General features: G+C 65.4%; 19 protein-coding genes. 12 read left to right on the forward strand and 7 right to left on the reverse strand.

The window, feature by feature from the left end; genetic code table 11:
* Positions 1-71: 71 nt before the first annotated feature.
* The 3 genes from PNI01S_RS13930 to aptA form a co-directional block, all read right to left on the reverse strand.
* Positions 72-1,568: a CoA-acylating methylmalonate-semialdehyde dehydrogenase gene (locus tag PNI01S_RS13930; RefSeq protein ID WP_024766243.1), complete on the reverse strand. Its 1,497-nt coding sequence runs from the start codon at positions 1,566-1,568 to the stop codon at positions 72-74.
* Between the two features lie 173 nt (positions 1,569-1,741).
* A complete protein-coding gene (locus PNI01S_RS13935) occupies positions 1,742-2,050 on the reverse strand; it encodes a cupin domain-containing protein (protein WP_084358446.1) in 309 nt (102 codons plus the stop codon).
* On the reverse strand, positions 2,051-3,397 hold the full coding sequence (gene aptA / locus PNI01S_RS13940) for an omega-aminotransferase AptA (protein ID WP_024763736.1): 1,347 nt from the start codon (positions 3,395-3,397) through the stop codon (positions 2,051-2,053).
* Between the two features lie 137 nt (positions 3,398-3,534).
* Between aptA and PNI01S_RS13945 the strand changes: the two genes are divergently transcribed.
* The 5 genes from PNI01S_RS13945 (at position 3,535) to argE (ending at position 8,663) form a co-directional block, all read left to right on the forward strand.
* A complete protein-coding gene (locus PNI01S_RS13945) occupies positions 3,535-4,455 on the forward strand; it encodes a LysR family transcriptional regulator (RefSeq protein ID WP_024763735.1) in 921 nt (306 codons plus the stop codon).
* Between the two features lie 405 nt (positions 4,456-4,860).
* On the forward strand, positions 4,861-6,192 hold the full coding sequence (locus PNI01S_RS13950) for a flavin-containing monooxygenase (RefSeq protein ID WP_024763734.1): 1,332 nt from the start codon (positions 4,861-4,863) through the stop codon (positions 6,190-6,192).
* A gap of 3 nt (positions 6,193-6,195) precedes the next feature.
* The gene (locus tag PNI01S_RS13955) at positions 6,196-6,606 is read left to right on the forward strand and encodes a RidA family protein (RefSeq protein WP_015474916.1); all 411 of its coding nucleotides are present in this window, start codon (positions 6,196-6,198) and stop codon (positions 6,604-6,606) included.
* A 124-nt stretch (positions 6,607-6,730) separates the two neighbouring features.
* Complete coding sequence (locus PNI01S_RS13960; protein WP_024763732.1) at positions 6,731-7,405, forward strand: DUF1028 domain-containing protein; 675 nt, start codon at positions 6,731-6,733, stop codon at positions 7,403-7,405.
* A gap of 106 nt (positions 7,406-7,511) precedes the next feature.
* Positions 7,512-8,663, forward strand: a complete 1,152-nt coding sequence (argE, locus tag PNI01S_RS13965) for an acetylornithine deacetylase (RefSeq protein WP_024763731.1) — start codon at positions 7,512-7,514, stop codon at positions 8,661-8,663.
* Between the two features lie 472 nt (positions 8,664-9,135).
* Here the strand turns inward: argE and PNI01S_RS13970 are convergent, their stop codons facing one another.
* From PNI01S_RS13970 to PNI01S_RS13980, 3 genes are all read right to left on the reverse strand, one after another.
* Entirely contained in the window at positions 9,136-9,780 is a 645-nt protein-coding gene (locus PNI01S_RS13970) for an HAD family hydrolase (RefSeq protein ID WP_024763730.1), read from the reverse strand.
* 85 nt (positions 9,781-9,865) lie between these two features.
* Positions 9,866-11,005, reverse strand: coding sequence for a hypothetical protein (locus PNI01S_RS13975; RefSeq protein ID WP_084358447.1), 1,140 nt, complete (start codon positions 11,003-11,005; stop codon positions 9,866-9,868).
* Between the two features lie 195 nt (positions 11,006-11,200).
* Positions 11,201-11,743, reverse strand: coding sequence for a gamma carbonic anhydrase family protein (locus tag PNI01S_RS13980; RefSeq protein WP_037011704.1), 543 nt, complete (start codon positions 11,741-11,743; stop codon positions 11,201-11,203).
* A 76-nt stretch (positions 11,744-11,819) separates the two neighbouring features.
* Between PNI01S_RS13980 and prlC the strand changes: the two genes are divergently transcribed.
* The 6 genes from prlC to PNI01S_RS14010 all read left to right on the forward strand — a co-directional run bounded on the left by prlC (position 11,820) and on the right by PNI01S_RS14010 (position 19,861).
* On the forward strand, positions 11,820-13,865 hold the full coding sequence (prlC, locus tag PNI01S_RS13985) for an oligopeptidase A (protein WP_089285800.1): 2,046 nt from the start codon (positions 11,820-11,822) through the stop codon (positions 13,863-13,865).
* Positions 13,865-14,134: a YheV family putative zinc ribbon protein gene (locus PNI01S_RS13990; protein WP_024763727.1), complete on the forward strand. Its 270-nt coding sequence runs from the start codon at positions 13,865-13,867 to the stop codon at positions 14,132-14,134. The genes prlC and PNI01S_RS13990 overlap by 1 nt, the downstream gene beginning before the upstream one ends.
* A 257-nt stretch (positions 14,135-14,391) precedes the next feature.
* Positions 14,392-15,996 (forward strand): inorganic phosphate transporter, encoded by a 1,605-nt coding sequence (locus tag PNI01S_RS13995; RefSeq protein WP_084358449.1) that lies wholly within the window; start codon positions 14,392-14,394, stop codon positions 15,994-15,996.
* 84 nt (positions 15,997-16,080) lie between these two features.
* Positions 16,081-17,139, forward strand: coding sequence for a PA0069 family radical SAM protein (locus tag PNI01S_RS14000; protein WP_084358450.1), 1,059 nt, complete (start codon positions 16,081-16,083; stop codon positions 17,137-17,139).
* 276 nt (positions 17,140-17,415) lie between these two features.
* Positions 17,416-18,132: a carbonic anhydrase gene (locus tag PNI01S_RS14005; protein ID WP_024763725.1), complete on the forward strand. Its 717-nt coding sequence runs from the start codon at positions 17,416-17,418 to the stop codon at positions 18,130-18,132.
* Positions 18,133-18,325: 193 nt separating this feature from the next.
* The gene (locus tag PNI01S_RS14010) at positions 18,326-19,861 is read left to right on the forward strand and encodes a SulP family inorganic anion transporter (protein WP_024763724.1); all 1,536 of its coding nucleotides are present in this window, start codon (positions 18,326-18,328) and stop codon (positions 19,859-19,861) included.
* 3 nt (positions 19,862-19,864) lie between these two features.
* On the opposite strand, the gene PNI01S_RS14015 is transcribed toward PNI01S_RS14010, so the two are convergent.
* Positions 19,865-20,509, reverse strand: a complete 645-nt coding sequence (locus tag PNI01S_RS14015) for a hypothetical protein (RefSeq protein WP_024763723.1) — start codon at positions 20,507-20,509, stop codon at positions 19,865-19,867.
* Positions 20,510-20,926: 417 nt separating this feature from the next.
* Between PNI01S_RS14015 and coxB the strand changes: the two genes are divergently transcribed.
* On the forward strand, positions 20,927-22,051 hold the full coding sequence (coxB, locus tag PNI01S_RS14020; protein WP_082032823.1) for a cytochrome c oxidase subunit II: 1,125 nt from the start codon (positions 20,927-20,929) through the stop codon (positions 22,049-22,051).
* The last annotated feature ends 2 nt before the right edge of the window (positions 22,052-22,053 follow it).

Here is a 22,053-nt window from a genome sequence, read left to right on the forward strand (position 1 = left end):
GCCGCGCCTGCGCCCCCTGAAAACGAAAAAGGCCGGTCAACTGACCGGCCTTTTTCTTCACCTATTCACCATCAGCCATTGCTGGGGAAGGCGAACTGCGCCGCTTCGTGCGACTTGCGCTGCGGCCAGCGCTGGGTGATGGCCTTGCGCTTGGTATAGAAGCGCACGCCATCCGGGCCGTAGGCGTGCAGGTCGCCGAACAGCGAACGCTTCCAGCCGCCGAAGCTGTGGTAGGCCACCGGTACCGGCAGCGGTACGTTGACGCCGACCATGCCGACTTCGATCTCGTCGCAGAACAGGCGCGCCGCTTCACCGTCGCGGGTGAAGATGCAGGTGCCGTTGCCGTATTCGTGGTCGTTGATCAGTTGCATGGCTTCTTCCAGGCTGTTCACGCGCACGATGCACAGCACTGGGCCGAAGATTTCTTCCTGGTAGATGGTCATGTCCGGGGTCACCTTGTCGAACAGGGTGCCGCCGACGAAGAAGCCGTTCTCATGACCGGCGACCTTGTAGTTGCGGCCGTCGACCAGCAGCTGGGCGCCCTGCTCGACACCGGCGTCGATGTAGCCGGTGACTTTCTGCTGGGCAGCGCCGGTAACCAGCGGGCCCATGTCCAGGCCGCAGGAGGTGCCGGCGCCGATTTTCAGGGCCTTGATCTGCGGAACGATCTTCTCGACCAGCGCGTCGCCGATCTGGTCGCCCACGCACACGGCCACGGAGATGGCCATGCAGCGCTCGCCGCAGGAGCCGTAGGCCGCCCCCATTAGGGCGCTGACGGCGTTGTCCAGGTCGCAGTCGGGCATCAGCACGGCGTGGTTCTTGGCGCCGCCCAGGGCCTGTACGCGCTTGCCGCGCTTGGTGCCTTCGGAATAGATGTACTCGGCGATCGGGGTCGAACCGACGAAGCTCAGGGCTTTGACTTCCGGGGCCTCGATCAGCGCGTCGACGGCGGTCTTGTCGCCGTGCACCACGTTCAGCACGCCCTTGGGCAGGCCGGCTTCTTCGAACAGTTCGGCGATCAGCAGGGTGGAGCTCGGGTCACGCTCGGACGGCTTGAGGATGAAGGTGTTGCCGCAGGCGATGGCCAGCGGGTACATCCACAGCGGCACCATGGCCGGGAAGTTGAACGGGGTGATGCCGGCGACCACGCCGATCGGCTGGAAGTCACTCCAGGCGTCGATGTTCGGGCCGACGTTGCGGCTGTATTCGCCCTTGAGGATTTCCGGGGCAGCGCTGGCGTACTCGACGTTCTCGATGCCGCGCTTGAGTTCACCGGCGGCGTCTTCCAGGGTCTTGCCGTGTTCTTCGCTGATCAGCTGGCTGATGCGCGCTTCGTTGGCTTCGAGCAGTTGCTTGAAGCGGAACAGCACCTGGGCGCGCTTGGCCGGCGGGGTGTTGCGCCAGGCCGGAAAGGCGGCCTTGGCGGCGTCGATGGCCTGCTGCACGGTTTCGCGGCTGGCCAGCGGAACCTTGCGGATGGCTTCGCCGGTGGACGGGTTGAAGACGTCGGCGGTGCGGCCGGTGTCGGCGATCATTTCGCCGCCGATCAGGTGCTTGACGGTGGTCATGGGAAGTCTCTTCTCGCTGAAAGTATTGGGGCGGGGCTCGCAAGGAGCCCCTCTCCCTAGCCCTCTCCCTGAAGGGAGAGGGGATTGTTCGGTATGAAGCGTGGGCTGCAAGGCACGCCGGCAGTCACTCTAAGGTGACTCGTCGCGGCATGCCTTCTCGCGTGCCCGCGCGCTCAGTGGGCGTGCGGCTGACCGTCCTTGAGCTCGATCTCGATGAAGGCCACTTCGTGATCGCACGGGTTGATCACGTTGTGCTCGGTACCGATCTGGCGGGTGTAGCTCGCCCCCAGGACCAGCGGCGCACGGCGCTCGCCCTCGGGGGTTTCCAGCAGCAGCTCGCCGTTGGTCACCGGGACCACGACGTATTCCATGCCGTGGCGGTGCCAGCCGGTCTCGGCACCGGGGGCGAAGCGCCACTCGGTGACCAGGACCTTGTCGTTGTCGATCTGTACCGTCGGGACGGCCTTCGGACGTTCGCTCACTTACGCCACCCCGTTGAGGGCGTCACCGACGGCGCTGAACAGGCGGTCCAGGTCTTCGGGCTTGGCGTTGAAGGTCGGGCCGAACTGCAGGGTGTCGCCGCCGAAGCGCACGTAGAAGCCTTCTTTCCACAGCTTCATGCTGGCTTCGAACGGGCGCACGATGGCATCGCCGTCACGGGCGCCGATCTGGATGGCGCCGGCCAGGCCGCAGTTGCGGATGTCGACGACGTTCTTCGCGCCTTTCAGGCCGTGCAGGGCCTTCTCGAAGTGCGGAGCCAGTTCCAGGGACTGCTGGATCAGGTTTTCCTTCTCCAGCAGGTCCAGCGCGGCAAGACCGGCGGCGCAGGCGACCGGGTGCGCGGAGTAGGTGTAGCCATGGCCGAACTCGACGGCGTATTCCGGCAGGTTCTGGCCCATGAAGGTGTCGTAGATTTCGCTGCTGGCGATCACCGCGCCCATGGGGATAGCGCCGTTGGTGACCTGCTTGGCGACGTTCATGATGTCCGGCTTCACGCCGAAGAACTCGGCGCCGGTGGCCTTGCCCATGCGGCCGAAGGCGGTGATCACTTCGTCGAAGATCAGCAGGATGTTGTGCTGGTCGCAGATTTCGCGCAGGCGTTGCAGGTAGCCCTTCGGCGGCACCAGCACGCCAGCGGAACCGGACATCGGCTCGACGATGACGGCGGCGATGTTGGAGGCGTCATGCAGCTCGATCAGCTTGAGCAATTCGTTGGCCAGCTCGACGCCGCCCGTCTCGGCCATGCCCTTGGTGAAGGCCAGGCCCGGCTGCAGGGTGTGCGGCAGGTGGTCGACGTCCATCAGCTGGCCGAACATCTTGCGGTTGCCGCCGATGCCGCCCAGGGCGGTGCCGGCGACGTTCACACCGTGGTAGCCACGGGCGCGGCCGATCAGCTTGGTCTTCTGCGCCTGGCCTTTCAGGCGCCAGTAGGCGCGGGCCATCTTGATCGAGGTGTCGGCGCACTCGGAGCCCGAGCCGGTGAAGAACACGTGGTCGAGGCCGGCCGGGGTCAGCTGGGTGATCTTCTCGGCCAGCTTGAAGGACAGCGGGTGGCCGTACTGGAAGGCCGGGGAGTAGTCGAGGGTGGTCAGCTGCTTGGCCACCGCGTCGGCGATTTCCTTGCGCGAGTGACCGGCGCCGCAGGTCCACAGGCCCGACAGGCTGTCGTAGATCTTGCGGCCCTTGTCGTCCACCAGCCAGCTGCCTTCCGCGGCGACGATGATGCGCGGGTCTTTGTGGAAGTTGCGGTTGGCGCTGAAGGGCATCCAGTGGGCCTTCAGGTTCAGTTCGCTGGCCACCGACGGGGTGACGTTCACTTGCTGGTTCATGCAGCTTGTCCTCGAAGACAGTCTTGTTGGGCGCGCAGGCCGCGGCGGGCCTGGCGCGATGACAGTAGATTGGGCCTGACTTAACGTGAGTTAAAGCTTATTCTTCTTACGTTCAGTTTCGGATTGGTAAAACTAAAATGGCGAAACAACGGGCGCCTTCCCTGGGCCAGGTCAGCGATTTCGAGATCCGCCTGCTGCGCATCTTCAAAACCATAGTCGAGTGCGGCAGCTTCTCGGCCGCCGAGAGCACGCTGGGCATCAGCCGCTCGGCGATCAGCCTGCACATGGGCGACCTGGAAAAGCGCCTGGGCATGCGCCTGTGCCAGCGCGGCCGGGCAGGTTTCGCACTGACCGACGAGGGCCGCGAGGTCTACCGCGCCACGCAATCGCTGTTGGCGGCGCTGGAGGGCTTCCGCGCCGAGGTCAACGAGCTGCACCAGCACCTGCGCGGCGAGCTGAACATCGGCATCATCAACAACCTGGTGACCCTGCCGCAGATGCGCATCACCCATGCCCTGCGCGCGCTGAAGGCCAGCGGGCCGGGCGTGCGGATCAATATCGGCATGACCACGCCCAACGAGATCGAGCTGGGAGTTCTCGACGGGCGGTTGCATGTCGGCGTGGTGCCGCTCATCAGCCCGCTGTCGGGGCTGGAATACTCCTCTTTATACGAGGAGCGTTCGCTGCTGTTCTGCAGCCAGGAGCACCCGCTGTTCGAGCGCGACGATGCGGGCATCACCGTGCAGGAAATCCACGCCTGCGACGCGGTGGCGCCAAGTTACCGCATTCCGGCCGAGGCGCAGGAGCGCCACCAGGAACTCTCCGGCAGCGCCACGGCCTCGGACCGCGAGGGCATGGCCTTCCTGATCCTCACCGGCAGCTACATCGGCTACCTGCCCGACCACTACGCCGCCGACTGGGTCGCCCAGGGCCGCCTGCGCGCGCTGCGGCCGGAGCGCTTCCACTACGACATCCCGCTGACCGTGGTGACCCGCAAGGGCCGCCGGCCGAACCTGGTGCTGGAGCGGTTTCTCGAGGCGGTGGCGCAGAGTCGCTGAGCCTGACACTTTCAGGGGCACGGCAGGCCTGCGGCCCCTCACCCTAACCCTCTCCCGGAGGGAGAGGGGACTGATCGGCGCAGGATGAATCCACGGTGTCCGCCGGCACGATCGGCTCCCTCTGGGAGAGGGCTGGGGTGAGGGTGTTTTTGACTTGATCGGAACAGGCAGGGCACGCACAAGGCACCTCCTGCCTATCCAATTTGTCGCCCCAGCCACCAAAAATCCTATACCCCCTCCCCTGCAGCCCGCGGGCCGCGGGGTTTGCGTGGGTGCAGCTTTTCCCTAGCCTGCGACTACAAAAAACATAATTTCGCTATTCCCAGCCTCTGAACAGAATGCGGCCAACACCTCCTCCCTAGCCGCAACAAGAACAAACGTGATCAGAGTCTGAGGAAGCAAGCCATGACCGACCTGAATCCAGGCGCCTTCGGCAAGAAGTCGCTTGATAACCTGGAAATCGACACGCTGGTCGTTGGCGCCGGACAAGCCGGCGTGGCCATGAGCGAGCACCTGACCCAACAGGGCGTGCCGCACATCGTGCTGGAAAAGAGCCGCATCGCCGAAGCCTGGCGCACCGGACGCTGGGACTCGCTGGTCGCCAACGGCCCGGCCTGGCACGACCGCTTCCCGAACATGGAATTCCCGGTCGGCCCGGACGACTTCCCGCACAAGGAGCAGGTGGCGGATTACTTCGTCGCTTACGCCAAGCAGTTCAACGCGCCGATCCGCACCGGCGTGGAAGTGAAGAAGGTCACCCGCAACGAAGGCCGCCCCGGCTTCACCGTGGAAACCTCCGAAGGCACGATCCAGGCCCTGCGCGTCGTCTCCGCCACCGGCCCGTTCCAGCGCCCGGTGATACCGGCCATCGCGCCGAAGGACGAAGGCCTGTACCAGATCCACTCGGCCAAGTACTACAACCCGCAGCAGCTGCCCGAAGGCGCCGTGCTGGTGATCGGCGCCGGCTCTTCCGGCGTGCAGATCGCCGACGAGCTGAACCGCGCCGGCAAGAAGGTCTTCCTGTCGGTGGGCGCCCATGACCGCCCGCCGCGCTCCTACCGCAACCGCGACTTCGTCTGGTGGCTGGGCGTGCTCGGCCTGTGGGACGCCGAGGAAGTGCAGCCGGGCCGCGAGCACGTGACCATCGCCGTGAGCGGTGCCCGTGGTGGCGAGACCATCGACTTCCGTCGCCTGGCCAACGAGGGCATCACCCTGACCGGCCTGACCAAGGCCTTCGCCGACGGCAAGGTGAGCTTCCAGGACGACCTGGTGGCCAACCTGAAGGCCGGCGATGACAACTACCTCGGCCTGCTCGACGCCGCCGACGCCTACATCGAGCGCAACGGCCTCGACCTGCCGCTGGAGCCGGAGGCCCGCAAGGTCTACGCGGACGCCGAGTGCATTCGCCATCCGATCCAGGAGCTGAACCTCGCCGACGCCGGCATCACCGCGATCATCTGGGCCACCGGCTACGCCGTGGACTTCAACTGGCTGCAGGTGAATGCCTTCGACGACAAGGGCAAGCCCAAGCACCAGCGCGGCGTCTCCCGCGAGCCGGGCGTGTACTTCGTCGGCCTGCCGTGGCTGTCCCGTCGCGGTTCCACCTTCATCTGGGGCGTGTGGCACGACGCCAAGCATGTGGCCGGCCACATCGCCACCCAGCGCCGTTACGTCGAATATCAGGACGCCTCGCAGCGCGAAGGCTCCTCCGTTCAGAAAGCCGCATCCTGGGAGTAAGAGATGCCTACCCATACTCGCATCCGCATGTTCAACACCAAGGACACCTACCCGAACCAGACCCTGGACAACGACCTCTGCCAGGCCGTGCGTGCCGGCAACACCGTGTACGTGCGCGGCCAGGTCGGTACCGACTTCGAGGGCAACCTGGTAGGGCTGGGCGATCCGCGTGCCCAGGCCGAACAGGCGATGAAGAACGTCAAGCAACTGCTGGAAGAAGCCGGCAGCGACCTGTCGCACATCGTCAAGACCACCACCTACCTGATCGACCCGCGCTACCGCGAGCCGGTGTACCAGGAAGTCGGCAAGTGGCTGAAGGGCGTGTTCCCGATCTCCACCGGCCTGGTGGTCTCGGCCCTCGGTCAGCCGCAGTGGCTGATGGAAATCGACGTCATCGCGGTCATTCCGGACTGAAAGCGACTGCGCTAGGCCAGTCAAGGCGGGGCCGTCGCTCGTAACGCTTTCAAGCGTGCAGGCGATGCGGATTTTCCGCATCGCCCTTTGTCGTTTTAGCTAGTAGAACAAGCAAGGAGCCACCATGACCTTCTCCATCGTCGGCCGCTGCGCCGAAACCGGACAATTGGGTATCGCCATCAGCTCCTCGAGCATTGCCGTGGGCGCCCGCTGCCCCTGGGTACGCGCCGGCGTCGGCGCGGTGGCCACGCAGAACATCACCCTGCCGGCCCTCGGCCCGCAGATCCTCGACCAGCTCGAAGCCGGCCTCGAACCCGGCGCGGCGCTGGACAAGGCGCTCTCCAGCAACGGCTATAGCCAGTACCGCCAGGTGACGGTGATCGACCAGCACGGCAAGGTCGCGCTGTTCACCGGTAGCGAAGCGCTGGGCGTGTACAACGCCGTGGCCGGGGAAAACTGCGTGGCGGCGGGCAACCTGCTGTCCTCCCCCGCAGTGATCGAAGCCATGACCCAGGCCTTCGAAGGCGCCAACGGCTGCCTGGCCGAGCGCCTGCTCGCCGCGATGCAGGCCGCGATGGCCGCCGGTGGCGAAGCCGGTCCGGTGCACTCGGCCGCGCTCAAAGTCGTCGGCGACCTGGTCTGGCCGATCGTCGACCTGCGTGTGGACTGGGCGGATGAAGCGCCCATCGATGAGCTGGAAAAACTCTGGGTGGCCTACAAGCCGCAGCTGGAGGACTACCTTGTGCGCGCCCTCGACCCGACCAAGGCACCGAGCTACGGTGTGCCGGGCGACGAGTAACGCCATGCCCCCTGTAGGAGCGAGCTTGCTCGCGAACAGCCTCCGCAGCGGGGCGGGTTCGCGAGCAAGCTCGCTCCTACGAAGAGCCAAAAAGCAGGACCCGACCATGCCTTCCAGCCGTGAAATCCTCGCCGACCTGATCGCCTTCGACACCGTCAGCCGCAACTCCAACCTGGCGCTGATCCACTACATCCGCGACTACCTCGCAGGCCACGGCATCGCCTGCGAGCTGTTTCACGATGCCGAAGGTGGCAAGGCCAACCTCTACGCCACGCTGGGACCGCAGGATCGCGGCGGCGTGTGCCTGTCAGGCCACACCGACGTAGTGCCCACCGACGGCCAGCCGTGGACGGTCCCGCCGTTCGAGCTGACCGAGCGCGATGGCCGTCTTTACGGACGCGGCACGGCGGACATGAAGGGCTACATCGCCTGCGTGCTGGCGGCAGTGCCGGCGTTCCTCGCCCAACCGCTGCGCCTGCCGGTGCACCTGGCGTTCTCCTACGACGAGGAAGTCGGCTGCCTGGGCGTGCGCTCGCTGCTCGCCGCGCTGGAACACCGCGAGCACAAGCCGATGCTGTGCATCATCGGCGAGCCCACCGAACTCAAGCCGGTGCTCGGCCACAAGGGCAAGCTCGCCATGCGCTGCCAGGTACACGGCGCGCCCTGCCACTCGGCCTATGCGCCGCAGGGCGTGAATGCCATCGAATACGCGGCGAAGCTGATCGGCCGCCTCGGCGAGATCGGCACCCGCCTGGCGGAGCCTGCGCGCCACGACCCGCGCTTCGATCCGCCCTATTCCACCGTGCAGACCGGCGTGATCAGCGGCGGCCGCGCGCTGAACATCGTGCCCGCCGAGTGCCAGTTCGATTTCGAAGTGCGCGCGCTGCCCAGCGATGATCCGCAACAGGTCGCCGATGACCTGCGCGCCTTCGCCGAGGCCGAGCTGCTGCCGAAGATGCGCGCGGTGAAGGCCGAGACGGATATCCGCTTCAGCGAACTCTCGGCCTATCCCGCCCTGGTCACCGACCAGCAGGCCCAGGCCGCCGAGCTGATCGCGCTGCTGAGCGGTTCGCGCGACTTCACCACCGTCGCCTACGGCACCGAGGGTGGGCTGTTCGACCAGGCCGGCATTCCCACCGTGGTCTGCGGTCCGGGCAGCATGGACCAGGGCCACAAGCCGGACGAATTCGTCAGCCTGGAGCAGTTGGCCAGGTGCGACGAGATGATGGGGCGGCTGGCGGAGTGGTTGCGCGCCTGAAGCACCGCGCGGTCTAACCGTTTTCGTAGGAGCGGACTGCGTCCGCGATGTGCAACCGGCTTGCTTGGAGCGGCCGGGAATCGATCGCGGATGAATCCGCTCCTACGAGATACCTCCGCACTTGGGCCATCCCTCACCCTAGCCCTCTCCCAAGGGGAGAGGGGACCGTTCGGTGCAGGATGAAACCTTTGCGTCAGTCGGCTCGGACTGCCCCCTCTCCCTGAGGAGCGGGGCGCGCAGCCAGGGTTGGGGTGAGGGGGGAAGATGCAGCGACGGACTATCCAGAGAAGACGGTTGCTCCTACAACAGCCAAACCCCTCACGCTGAGCCGGCCGCACATCTGGTTGGGAACGCACGGGGGCATACCACGGTACGGGCTGTCACGTCGGTTCGCGAGCAAGCTCGCTCCTACAGGGAGCAATTGCTCTTCGTGGGAGCGAGCTTGCTCGCGAACAGTCCCGGCACAGGAATATCAGGCAAACGCCGCGCGCAGCTCGTCCATGCTCGCGAAGTAGTGCGCCGGGCTTTCCGCCATCAGTTCCTCGCGGCTGCCAAAGCCATAGCCGACACCGGCAGCGGACAGGCCATTACGATGGGCGCCGATCAGGTCGTGCTTGCGGTCGCCGATCATCAGCGTCTGCGCCAGGTTCAGCTTCTCGATAGCCAGCAGATGCTCGATCAGCTCCACCTTGTTGGTCCGTGTGCCGTCCAGCTCGCTGCCGTAGATCACTTTGAAGTGTTTGGCGAAGTCGAAGTGGCGGGCGATTTCCGCCGCGAACACGGTCGGCTTGCTGGTGCAGATGTATAGCGCACGGCCCTGGCCAGCGAGCAGTTGCAGGAGCTCGCCGACGCCGTCGAACACCTTGTTCTCGTACAGCCCGGTGTCCTTGAAGCGCACGCGGTAGTGGTTCACCGCCTCCCAGGCACGCGCCTCGTCGAAGTCGTAGGTGCTCATGAAGCACTGCAGCAGCGGCGGGCCGATGAAATGTTCGAGCTGGCGCAGGTCCGGCTCATCGATGCCCAGTTGGGCGAGCGCGTACTGGATCGAGCGGGTGATGCCCTCGCGCGGGTCGGTGAGGGTGCCGTCGAGGTCGAAGAGGATGTTCTGGTAATGCATGGGATCAGCGTCCGGCCGCGAAAGTCGGGCGGGAAGGATACTGTGCATGGCCGCCTGCGCGAAGCGCGGAGCGCCGAACGACACCTCAGGGCGCCGCGCCCTGGCCCTGCCTGAGCACCCGGAAGCCACCGCTGACGCTCACCGGCTCGGCCTCCCCGGCACCATAGGTCTGCACGCTTGAGTCATCGTCTGGCTCGTCCTCGGGTTGTGCCAGGCGGCCGGTCAGGCTGGCCTGGACGCGGGCGCCCAGGTGATCGACGCCGGACATCACCCCGCCCTCCGGATCACGCATCAGCGCCAGCCACTGTTCGTCGAAGGCAGCGTTGATCTCCTTGCGCAGCTGGGTCTCCACCTCGGGCCGTTCCTTGTCGTTGCCGGCCATGCTGAACAGGGTGAAGGCCACCGAGATGACCGACCCGGCGACCTTGCCCGCTGCGCCAGCCACCACGCCGGCGATGCTGCGGTTCTTCAGTTCATTGACCAGCTTGGCGCTGGTGCGCTGCGCCACCGGCGAGACGCCGCTGACCTTGGTGCCGGCGCCGGCCTTGCCGGAGGCGCTGCGAATCTCCTGCATCAGTGCGGCGAAGGCGGGCAGCTTGCCGATGTCCTTGGCGTTCACCACGTCATACAGCGAGGCATCGCGACTGGAGGGCGGGCCGAGGCTGATGGCCGGAACGCCCATCAGGTGTTCATCGAAGGCCTTCTGCGGGATGCCGCGGCGCTGGGGAATTTCCTTCACCGCCACACTGAGCAGTTCGATGTAATGCCGCGTGGCCTTCTCCATTACCGAGTCGGGATCGACCTGTTTCGCCACTGGGACGAGCACCTGCTTGCGGTACTGCTCCTGCAGGTAGGCGGCGAGTTTGTCGACGGTGGGGTCGAGGTCGCCGTGGGAGCCCATCTTGTACCAGGCGACCTTCATGCCCAGCCATTGCTGGGTCCAGTAGCTGGAGAACCAGGGGATGAATTTCTCGTCGGTGCGCTGGTAAACCAGGTCCATCCATTGCTGCATCGCTTCTTCGGCGTAGGCACGGGCCTGGGAAGTGGCGGCCAGGGAGGCGGCACCGATGTCGGCATCGACCTGGCGCCAGGTGGCTTCGGTGAGCGGAGCGGTGGGTGTGGCGGGGTGATGGGCACAGCCGCCCAGCGCCAGCAGAAGCAGCGCAACGACACCGCCACGCCGCCAGGGCGAAACGGTGGAGCAGAAGGAGCACAGACTGTTCATGACCGCCCGCCGGCTCGGCGGCATCCCCGGCGCCGCCCGCTACTGACTTCGGCCGGGCACGCCCTGGCGTCCGGTCACCTTGGCTCAGTATAGGGCGCGAGGTCTGGCGCGGCGGGCCGTCTGGCGGTTTGGCCGGGGCTTGCTCGCGAACCGCCCAACCGAATGAGGACGATCAGAACATGGGCGCAGGTGCGATCATCCGGCAAACCCCTCGGCAATATGCTGATCCTTCAGCTTCACGTAGTTGCCGGCGGTATAGCTGAAGAACGCGCGCTCCTTGTCCGTCAGCGGACGGGCCTTCTTCACCGGGCTGCCGACATAGAGGAAGCCGCTCTCCAGCACCTTGCCCGGCGGCACCAGGCTGCCGGCGCCGAGGATCACCTCGTCCTCGATCACCGCCCCGTCCATCACGATGGACCCCATGCCCACCAGGATGCGGCTGCCGATGGTGCAGCCATGCAGCAGCACCTTGTGCCCGATGGTCACTTCGTCGCCGATGGTCAGCGGGAAGCCGTCCGGGTTGAACGGGCCGGCGTGGGTGATGTGCAGCACGCTGCCATCCTGCACGCTGGTGCGCGCGCCGATGCGGATGCGGTGCATGTCGCCGCGGATCACCACCAGCGGCCAGACCGAGCTGTCGGCGCCGATCTCCACGTCACCGATGACCACGGCGCTGGCGTCGACGAAGACGCGCTCGCCGAGAGATGGCGTTTTGCCCTGATACGAACGAATAGTCACGATAGAGTCTCTCTGGCTGCGAATAGGCCCGATTGTATTTAAGATGGCCGAGTGTTTCTTCAGCCAAGGTGCCACCGTGAGCGCGAATCCTCTTCTGCAGAGCTACGACCTGCCGCCCTTCTCGTCCATTCGCCCCGAACACGTGAAGCCGGCCATCGAGCAGATCCTCGCCGACAACCGCGCGGCCATCGCGCGCATCCTCGCCCAGCAGAACGGCACCCCGACCTGGGCCGGCCTGGTGCTGGCCATGGACGAACTGCATGACCGCCTGGGCAAGGCCTGGAGCCCGGTCAGCCACCTCAACGCGGTGTGCAACAGCGCCGAGTTGCGCGACGCCTATGAAGGCTGCCTGCCGCTGTTGTCCGCCTACTGGACCGAACTGGGCCAGAACTCCGAGCTGTTCAAGGCCTACGAGGCTCTCGCCAGCAGCCCCGAGTCGAAGGGTTACGACGTCGCCCAGAAGACCATCCTCGAACACGCCCTGCGCGACTTCCGTCTGTCGGGTATCGACCTGCCGGCCGACCAGCAGCAGCGCTACGCCGAGATCCAGACGCGCCTGTCCGAGCTGGGCAGCCGCTTCTCCAACCAGCTGCTGGACGCCACCCAGGCCTGGACCAAGCACGTCACCGACGAAGCCGCCCTCGCCGGCCTGACCGACTCGGCCAAGGCGCAGATGCAGGCCGCCGCGCAGGCCAAGGAACTCGACGGCTGGCTGATCAGCCTGGAATTCCCCAGCTACTACGCCGTCATGACCTACGCCGAAGACCGCGCCCTGCGCGAAGAGGTCTACGCCGCGTACTGCACCCGCGCCTCCGATCAGGGCCCTAATGCCGGGCAGAACGACAACGGCCCGGTGATGGAGGAAATCCTCGACCTGCGCCAGGAGCTGTCGCACCTGCTGGGCTTCAAGAACTTCGCCGAGCTGTCGCTGGCCACCAAGATGGCCGAGACGCCCGAGCAGGTGCTGAACTTCCTCCGCGACCTGGCCGTGCGCAGCAAGCCCTTCGCCGCCCAGGACCTCGAGCAGCTCAAGGCCTACGCCGCCGAGCAGGGTTGCGCGAACCTGTCGAGCTGGGACGCCAGCTACTTCGGCGAGAAGCTGCGCGAGGCGCGCTACAGCGTGTCCCAGGAAGCCCTGCGCGAATACTTCCCGATCGACAAGGTGCTTGGCGGCCTGTTCGCCATCGTGCAGAAGCTCTACGGCATCCAGATTCGCGAACTGAACGACTTCGAGCGCTGGCACCCGGACGTGCGCCTGTTCGAGATCGAGGAAAACGGCCAGCACGTCGGCCGCTTCTACTTCGACCTCTACGCCCGCGCCAACAAGCGTGGCGGCGCCTGGATGGACGGCGCCCGCGACCGTCGCCGCACCGCCGGTGGCGACCTGCAGGCGCCGGTGGCCTACCTGGTGTGCAACTTCACCCCCGCGGTCGGCGGCAAGCCGGCGCTGCTGACCCACGATGAAGTCACCACCCTGTTCCACGAGTTCGGCCATGGCCTGCACCACCTGCTGACCCGCGTCGAGCATGCCGGTGCTTCCGGCATCAACGGCGTGGCCTGGGACGCAGTGGAGCTGCCCAGCCAGTTCATGGAGAACTGGTGCTGGGAGCCCGAAGGCCTGGCGCTGATCTCCGGCCACTACGAGACCGGAGCGCCGCTGCCGCAGGACCTGCTGGAGAAGATGCTCGCCGCGAAGAACTTCCAGTCCGGCCTGATGATGGTCCGCCAGCTGGAGTTCTCCCTGTTCGACTTCGAGCTGCACGCCACCCATGGCGACGGCCGCAGCGTGCTCGACGTGATCGAGGCGATCCGCGCTGAAGTCGCGGTGATGCGCCCGCCGGCGTACAACCGTTTCGCCAACAGCTTCGCGCACATCTTCGCTGGCGGTTACGCGGCCGGTTACTACAGCTACAAGTGGGCCGAAGTGCTGTCCGCCGACGCCTTCTCGCGCTTCGAGGAAGAAGGCGTGCTCAACCCGGCGACCGGCGCGGCCTTCCGCGACGCGATCCTGGCCAAGGGCGGCTCCCAGGAGCCGATGGCGCTGTTCGTCGCTTTCCGCGGCCGCGAACCGTCCATCGACGCCCTGCTGCGCCACTCGGGCCTCTCCGAGGAGGCGGCGTGATGAGCGAGGTGAAGAAACGCTTCATCGCCGGGGCCGTCTGCCCGGCGTGCAGCGAGCAGGACAAGATCGTCATGTGGGATGTCGACGGGGTGCCGCACCGCGAATGCGTGGCCTGTGGCTACGCCGATACCCTCAACGCCCAGGGCCAGTCGGTGCCGAAAGAGCTGTCCACCCGCGTCAACACCAGCGCGCTGGAAAAGCCCAAGGACCCGAAGGTGCAGGGGGTTCAGTTCTTCCCTAATCCGAAGCTGAAGAAACCGCAGGAATAAGGCTCGACTGAGTCATGGAAAATGCCCCGGCTTGCCGGGGCATTTCTTTTCATAGCACCCAAAGCGCAGCGCGCCAGCACCGGCATCAAGGAACATGGCTGCTGCCCCGTCATAGCATGAGCGCCGATCCCGCTTTACCGGCCAGCCCATGATCGCCATGTCCGGCTAGTCTGTAGGGCATCGCCGCAAGGAGTCCGCCGTGACCCAGACGTCCCCACTGACCCGAAGGAAGCCCTCACGTGCTTGACCGCTTTGGCATGCTGGAGGTGATGCGCGCCTCGCGCCTGACGCAGTTCCCGATCAGCCCCGTGCTGCGCGAAACCCATGGCTTCAAGGGGCGCCTGACCTTCTTCCTGCTGCTGGCTGGCGCGCTGGTCTTCACCTTCGCCGCGCTCGGCCATGACATCCGCGCCAGCGGCACCCACCTGGAGCCTGGATGGTCAGTGCTGGTACTGGTGGTCGCGTTGCTGATCGCCCTGGGCTTCGAGTTCATCAACGGCTTCCACGACACCGCCAACGCGGTGGCCACGGTCATCTATACCAATGCACTGCCACCCCGATTCGCGGTGGCCTGGTCGGGATTGTGGAATTTTCTCGGGGTGCTCTTTTCCAGCGGTGCGGTGGCCTTCGCCATCGTCTCGCTGCTGCCGCTGGACCTGCTGCTGAAGGTCGATAGCAGCGCCGGGTTGGCGATGATCTTCGCCCTGCTGATCGCCTCGATCCTGTGGAACCTCGGCACCTGGTGGCTGGGGTTGCCGGTGTCCTCGTCGCACACGCTGATCGGTTCCATCGTCGGCATCGGCCTGGCCCACGGCGCCATGGCCGGGCACATCGGCATATCGGGCAACGCCTGGTCGCAGCTGACGACAGTGGGCTACGCACTCTTTCTGTCGCCGGTGGTGGGCTTCTTCGCCGCGTTCGTGCTGCTGCGCGTGATGAGTTCCACCATCCGCAACCGCGCGCTGTTCCATGCACCGGAAGGCCGCACGCCGCCACCCCGATGGATTCGCGCGATCCTCATCCTCACCTGTACCGGTGTGTCTTTCGCCCACGGCTCCAACGACGGGCAGAAGGGCATCGGCCTGATCATGCTGATCCTGATTGCCACCGTTCCCCTGGCATTCGCGGTGGATCGCGCCCATTCCCCGGAGCAATCCCGCCAGTTGCTCGTCCTCATCCAGACCAGCCAGGAGCAATTGCACCGCAGCGGCGGCACGCCTGCGGCGGACCCGCGCCAGGCCCTCTTGAGCTATCAGGAAGACGAAGTGGTGCGTCCCGAACTGCTGCCATCGCTGGGCAGCGTGATCGGTGACATCGGTACACGGCTGCAGCGCCACGGACAGTTGGACGAGGTGCCCGCCGAAGCGGTGCAGGACCTGCGCAACGACCTCTACCTGAGCCTGGAAACCATCCGCCTGCTGGACCGCAGCGGCCAGCGCTTCGATCTGGAAACCTGGAGCAGCCTGCAGGCGCTGCGCCATGAGGCCGACCGCACCATCCGCTTCATTCCCGTGTGGGTGAAGGTCGCGGTCGCCCTGGCGCTGGGGCTGGGTACGCTGGTTGGCTGGAGGCGCATCGTCACCACGGTGGGCGAAGGCATCGGCAAGACCCCGCTGACTTATGCACAGGGCGCCTCGGCACAACTGGTGGCCATGCTCACCATCGGCGCGGCGGATGGCTTCGGCCTGCCGGTGTCAACCACGCAAGTGCTCTCCTCGGGAGTGGCGGGGACCATGGCGGCCAACGGCAGCGGCCTGCAATGGCCGACCATCCGCAACATGCTGCTGGCCTGGGTGCTGACGCTGCCCGCCGCCATCGGCCTGGCGGCGGGGTTGTACTGGTTATTCACCCAGGTGCTTTAGCCACCGCCCGGCAGTTATCACTGGCTGTGGAAAACTCCGTGGATTACTGTATTCATATACAGTAATTCTTCAGAGTTTTCCCACATGTCCACTTCCCTCCCACCCCGCGGCCGGGGCACCGCCAGCAATCCGCACAACCGCTTCGCGCCGACCACCTCAGTGCCTGTGGATAACGATTGGTATGACGAAGTGCCCAAGCCCCAGGTGACCGAAATCCGCACCGAGCGGGCGAAGACGGTGATCTCGCGCAACCAGTCGCCGGACTTGCCCTTCGACCGTTCGATCAATCCCTATCGCGGCTGCGAGCATGGCTGCATCTACTGCTACGCGCGGCCCAGCCATGCGTACTGGGACCTGTCGCCAGGGCTGGATTTCGAGACGAAGCTGATCGCCAAGACCAACGCCGCCGAGGTGCTGGAAGAAGAACTGAGCCGCAAGGGCTATGTCTGCGCGCCGATCAACCTGGGCGCCAACACCGACCCCTACCAGCCCATCGAGCGCCAGCAGCGCCTGACCCGGCAAATCCTTGAAGTGTTGCTGCGCTTCCGCCACCCGGTGACCATCGTCACCAAGGGCTCGCTGATCCTGCGCGACCTCGACCTGCTGGCGGAGCTGGCGAGACAGAATCTGGTCGCCGTGATGATCAGCCTCACCACGCTGGACGATGAGCTCAAGCGCATCCTCGAGCCCCGCGCCGCTGCACCCTCCGCCCGCCTGCGGGCGATCCGCGTGCTGCGCGAGCAAGGCATTCCGGTGGGCGTACTGTGTTCGCCGATGATCCCGATGATCAACGACCGCGAGCTGGAAGCCTTGCTCGAAGCGGCCCACGAGGCCGGCGCCCAGAGCGCCAGCTACATGATGCTGCGCCTACCGCGCGAGGTCGGCCCGTTGTTCGAGGAATGGCTGGCGGCGCACTACCCGCAGCGCGCCAACCACGTGATGAGCCTGATCCGCCAACTGCGCGGCGGGGAAATCTATGACAGCCGCTTCGGCCACCGTTTTCGCGGCGAAGGCCCGTTCGCCGACCTGTTGGCCAAGCGCTTCGAGGTTGCCATGCGCCGCCTGGGATTGGGCCGGCGCGGCAGCTTCAACCTGGACTGCACGGCGTTCGCCCCACCGCGCAGCCAGATGAGCTTGTTCTGACGCTCTAGCGGAAAATTCGACAAGCGCAACGACATCACGGCAACATCGCAATGCCATGATAGCTTGCCGATATCATCTTTAAATTTCGTCGAAACATCATGAAAAAGCTCATTCCAGAGCGTTTTTTTAATTTTGGTTTAATCTTCGTTGTCTAGGGTTTGAGCACAAAGTGACTAACCGGTCACGCCAGTTTTTTTCCCACGCCTGTGTCTTTTCTCCCTGGGGAGAGCGTCGGCTGACGTGGGAAAATTCTTCGTCATTCTTCGAGGCTGATACATGAACGACAAAACGCACGGTGAGGATCACGCCCACGAATCTGCTGACGAGGCGCTGCGCCATATCGTCGAAGGATTCCGCCAGTTCCGCCATGATGTCTTCCCGCAACAGGAAGAGCTGTTCAAGAAGCTGGCCCATGCGCAGAACCCGCGCGCCATGTTCATCACCTGCGCCGATTCGCGCATCGTTCCGGAGCTGATCACCCAGAGCTCGCCGGGTGACCTGTTCGTTACCCGCAACGTCGGCAACGTGGTGCCGCCCTACGGCCAGATGAACGGTGGCGTGTCCACCGCCATCGAGTTCGCGGTCATGGCCCTCGGCGTGCAGCACATCATCGTTTGCGGCCACTCCGACTGCGGCGCGATGAAAGCAGTGCTGGCGCCGCAGACGCTGGAAGGCATGCCGACGGTAAAAGCCTGGCTGCGCCACGCCGAAGTAGCCCGCACCGTGGTCGCGCAGACCTGCGGTTGCGCGACCCAGGAGCATCTGGGTGTGCTGACCGAAGAGAACGTGGTCGCCCAGCTGGATCACCTGAAGACGCACCCGTCCGTGGCCGCGCGCCTGGCGTCCGGCCAACTGTTCATCCATGGCTGGGTGTACGACATCGAAACCAGCGCCATCAAGGCCTACGACGCCCAGGAAGGCCGCTTCCGTGCGCTCGACGGTGAGGGCCCGACCCCGAGCGCGACGCCGCGCCCGCGTTACTCGCCCCAATAAGCGTTCAGCTTCCGTAATGCCCGGGCGCGGCGGCCCAGCAGAACAAACGCCGCGCCCCTTCTCTGATTTGCTCCCTGCCTGAGGCGCACGCTTCCACCGCGTACGCCGTCCCTTTGAATTGCGCGTGTCGATGCGGTCGAGACCGGTGTCGTGGGCTTTCGCGCGCCCGAAAAATGCTCAGGAGAACAGCGCCATGTCGGTTCCCCACTCTGTTCCAAGCGGATTTTCCCAGCTGCGCCAAGTGCTGCCACGCGATCTGCTCGCCTCGGTGGTGGTTTTCCTCGTCGCCCTGCCGTTGTGCATGGGCATCGCCATCGCCTCGGGCATGCCGCCGGCCAAGGGGCTGGTAACCGGCATCATCGGCGGCCTGGTCGTCGGCTTTCTGGCCGGCTCGCCGCTGCAGGTCAGCGGACCGGCGGCGGGGCTCGCCGTGCTGGTCTTCGAACTGGTGCGCGCTCATGGCATGGCCATGCTCGGGCCCATCCTGCTGCTGGCCGGCGCGTTGCAGCTACTGGCGGGAAGGCTGCGCCTGGGCTGCTGGTTCCGCGTGACCTCGCCGGCGGTGGTCTATGGAATGCTCGCCGGCATCGGCATCCTCATCGTGCTGTCGCAGGTCCACGTGATGCTCGACCTCAAGCCCCAGGCATCCGGGCTGGATAACCTACTGGCCTTCCCCTCCGCGCTTTTGTCCGAGGCCAGCGGTTTCGATGCTGCGCTGCTCGGGCTGGGTACCATGATGTGCATGGCGTTGTGGGATCGCTTCAAACCGGGCCGGCTGCGTATGCTGCCCGGAGCCCTGATCGGCGTGAGCCTGGCGACGTTGGCAAGCATCGTCCTGGAACTCAACGTGCTGCGCGTGAGCGTTCCGCAGAACCTTGGCGATGCCATCGACTGGCTGCGCCCCGACGATCTCGGCGCCCTGCTCGACCCGACTATTCTATTGGCCGCCGTGGTGGTCGCCTTCATTGCCAGCGCCGAGACGCTGCTCTCTGCCGCTGCCGTGGACCGCATGCACAGCGGCCCTCGCTCGGACATGGACCGCGAGCTGAGCGCCCAGGGCGTGGGCAACATGCTCTGCGGGCTGGTTGGCGCATTACCGATGACCGGTGTGATCGTGCGCAGCTCGGCCAACGTGCAGGCGGGCGCGCGCAGCCGCGCCTCGGCGATCTTCCACGGGCTTTGGCTGCTGGGTTTCGTCGTGCTGCTGGGCGGGCTACTGCGACAGATACCCATTGCCAGCCTGGCGGGTGTGCTGGTCTACACCGGCATCAAGCTGGTGGACCTCAAGGCGCTGCGCTCCCTGGGGCGCTATGGGCGCATGCCGGTGCTGGTGCATGCGGTGACCGCGCTGGCAATTGTCGCCACCGACCTGCTGACCGGCGTGCTGCTGGGCTTCGCGCTGACGGTACTGAAGCTGGTGTTCAAGGCCGCGCGGCTGAAGATCAACCTGCGCTACGACGATGAAGGTAATGGCGCCGAACTGCGGCTGGTGGGCGCAGCGACCTTCCTCAAGGTGCCGGCACTGTCCCAGGCGCTGCAGTCGGTGAAGCCGGGAACGCACCTGCGCGTACCGTTGCAGCACCTGAGCTACATCGACCACGCGTGCATGGAGTTGCTCGAAGACTGGGGCCGCAGCGCCGCGGCCAGCGACTGCCGACTGTCCCTAGAAGGCAACGGCCTGCGTCGCCGCGTGGAGGGCCGGGTGCGCGCGCTGCAGAGCGCAGGCTGAGCCTCAGTCGCGGCCCAGCTCGAGCTCGACGCCGAACTGCCGCGACAGGCACGGCCACTGCTGCCAGGCCATCACGACCTGCGGGTCGTTGAGGCGGGCGCGGTAGCTGATGGCGGATTCGGCGCTGAAGGTGCTGTCGTCGAGCATGCCGTTGACCGCATGGTGCACCGCTTCATCCAGCTGGTTGGCGAAAGGCTCGCCGATCAGCTGGTGCGCCACCAGGTTGGCCACGGTGGTATCCAGCGGGATCAGCGGCTGGTTGAAGTGGGCGATGTAGCGGTCGTTCACTTCCTCCACCAGGCGGTGGGCAAGGTAGGACTCGTCCAGCAGCGCGTCCAGGCCGTCGTGGCCGTCGAGCAGCGCTGGCGGGGTGAGGAAGAACTGTTCGGCGAGCTTGAGCACCGGCTTGATGCGGTCCTCGATGCCGGCCGCTCGCGCCACGGCGTTGGCGGCATCGAGGAAATCCGGCACCTGCTCGATATAGGCATGCACGAAGCGCGTCAGCGTACCGCTGGGGTCCTCGCCGGCCAGGGCGATGCTCGGGTGCAGGCTTTGCAGTTGGCTCTGGATCAGGCGGGCGAGATGCCCATGGCGGGATTCGAGCAGATGGGCATTCCGGATCAGCTCACGCAGTGCAGCGGTGTTCATGACAACTCCAAGACAACGGGTTTGGAAAGTGAAGAAAGACCTTAGCCGCACCCCGGGCGTAGCTAAGACGCGATTGTCATATTCATGAACTGGTTATGCCGACGCGGCATATCAGACGGCCAGCATGGTACTCCAAAGCCGCGCCGTCCGTGGCTTTGAGATCGCACTTCGGTCTTTCAAACACAGTTTTTACTCTGCGTTGTTATGTCGCAACCCGTGGCTATACTCCGCTTCGACACACCGAAAACCTGATGGACCCGGCCTGCCCTGCGTGCTGCCGAGGTAAGACGTCAAAGTAAGTTGTCTTGGCGGTCACTCCCTTGGCCGTTGGCTTGTTCAGGCTCGACCCCTCTGCAATGGGGATCGCAGCCAGGGCGCTTTGCCGGCGGGATAAAAACAACGATAAGGGGAACCCGAATGCTGCGACATCCACGAGTCTGGATGGGCTTCCTTTTGCTCTTGGCTTTCAGTCAGGCAAACGCCGCCTGGACGGTCAACATGGCCCCCGGTGCGACGGAAGTCAGTCGTAACGTCTTCGATCTGCACATGACGATCTTCTGGATCTGCGTCGTCATCGGCATCGTCGTCTTTGGCGCGATGTTCTGGTCGATGATCGTCCACCGCCGATCCACCGGGCAGCAGCCCGCGCATTTCCACGAGAGCACCACGGTGGAAATCCTCTGGACCGTCATTCCCTTCCTGATCCTGGTGGTGATGGCCGTCCCGGCTACCAAGACGCTGATCCACATGTACGACACCTCGGAGCCCGAGCTGGACGTGCAGGTCACCGGCTACCAGTGGAAGTGGCAGTACAAGTACCTGGGCCAGGATGTGGAGTTCTTCTCCAACCTCGCCACGCCCCAGGACCAGATCCACAACAAGGCCGACAAGGACGAGCACTACCTGCTCGAAGTGGACAACCCGCTGGTGCTGCCGGCCGGGGTCAAGGTGCGCTTCCTGGTCACCTCCAGCGATGTGATCCACTCCTGGTGGGTGCCGGCCTTCGCGGTCAAGCGCGATGCCATTCCCGGCTTCGTCAACGAGGCCTGGACCAAGGTCGACCAGCCCGGCATCTACCGCGGCCAGTGCGCCGAGCTGTGCGGCAAGGACCACGGCTTCATGCCCATCGTCGTCGACGTGAAGTCCAAGCCCGACTTCGACAAGTGGCTGGCCGAGCGCAAGGAAGAGGCGGTCAAGCTCAAGGAGCTGACCAGCAAGGAATGGACGAAGGAAGAACTGGTCGCCCGTGGCGACAAGGTCTACCACACCATCTGCGCCGCCTGTCACCAGCCTGAAGGCCAGGGCATGCCGCCGATGTTCCCGGCGCTCAAGGGCTCGAAGATCGTCACCGGACCCAAGGAGCACCACCTGGAGACCGTGTTCAACGGCGTCCAGGGCACGGCCATGGCGGCCTTCGGCAAACAGCTCTCGGAAGTCGACATCGCCGCGGTGATCACTTACGAGCGCAACGCCTGGGGCAATAACGACGGCGACATGGTGACCCCGCAGGACGTGGTCGCCTACAAGCAGAAACAACAATAAGG

The sequence above is a fragment of the Pseudomonas nitroreducens NBRC 12694 genome (genome assembly GCF_002091755.1).
In the GTDB taxonomy this organism is placed as follows: domain Bacteria; phylum Pseudomonadota; class Gammaproteobacteria; order Pseudomonadales; family Pseudomonadaceae; genus Pseudomonas; species Pseudomonas nitroreducens.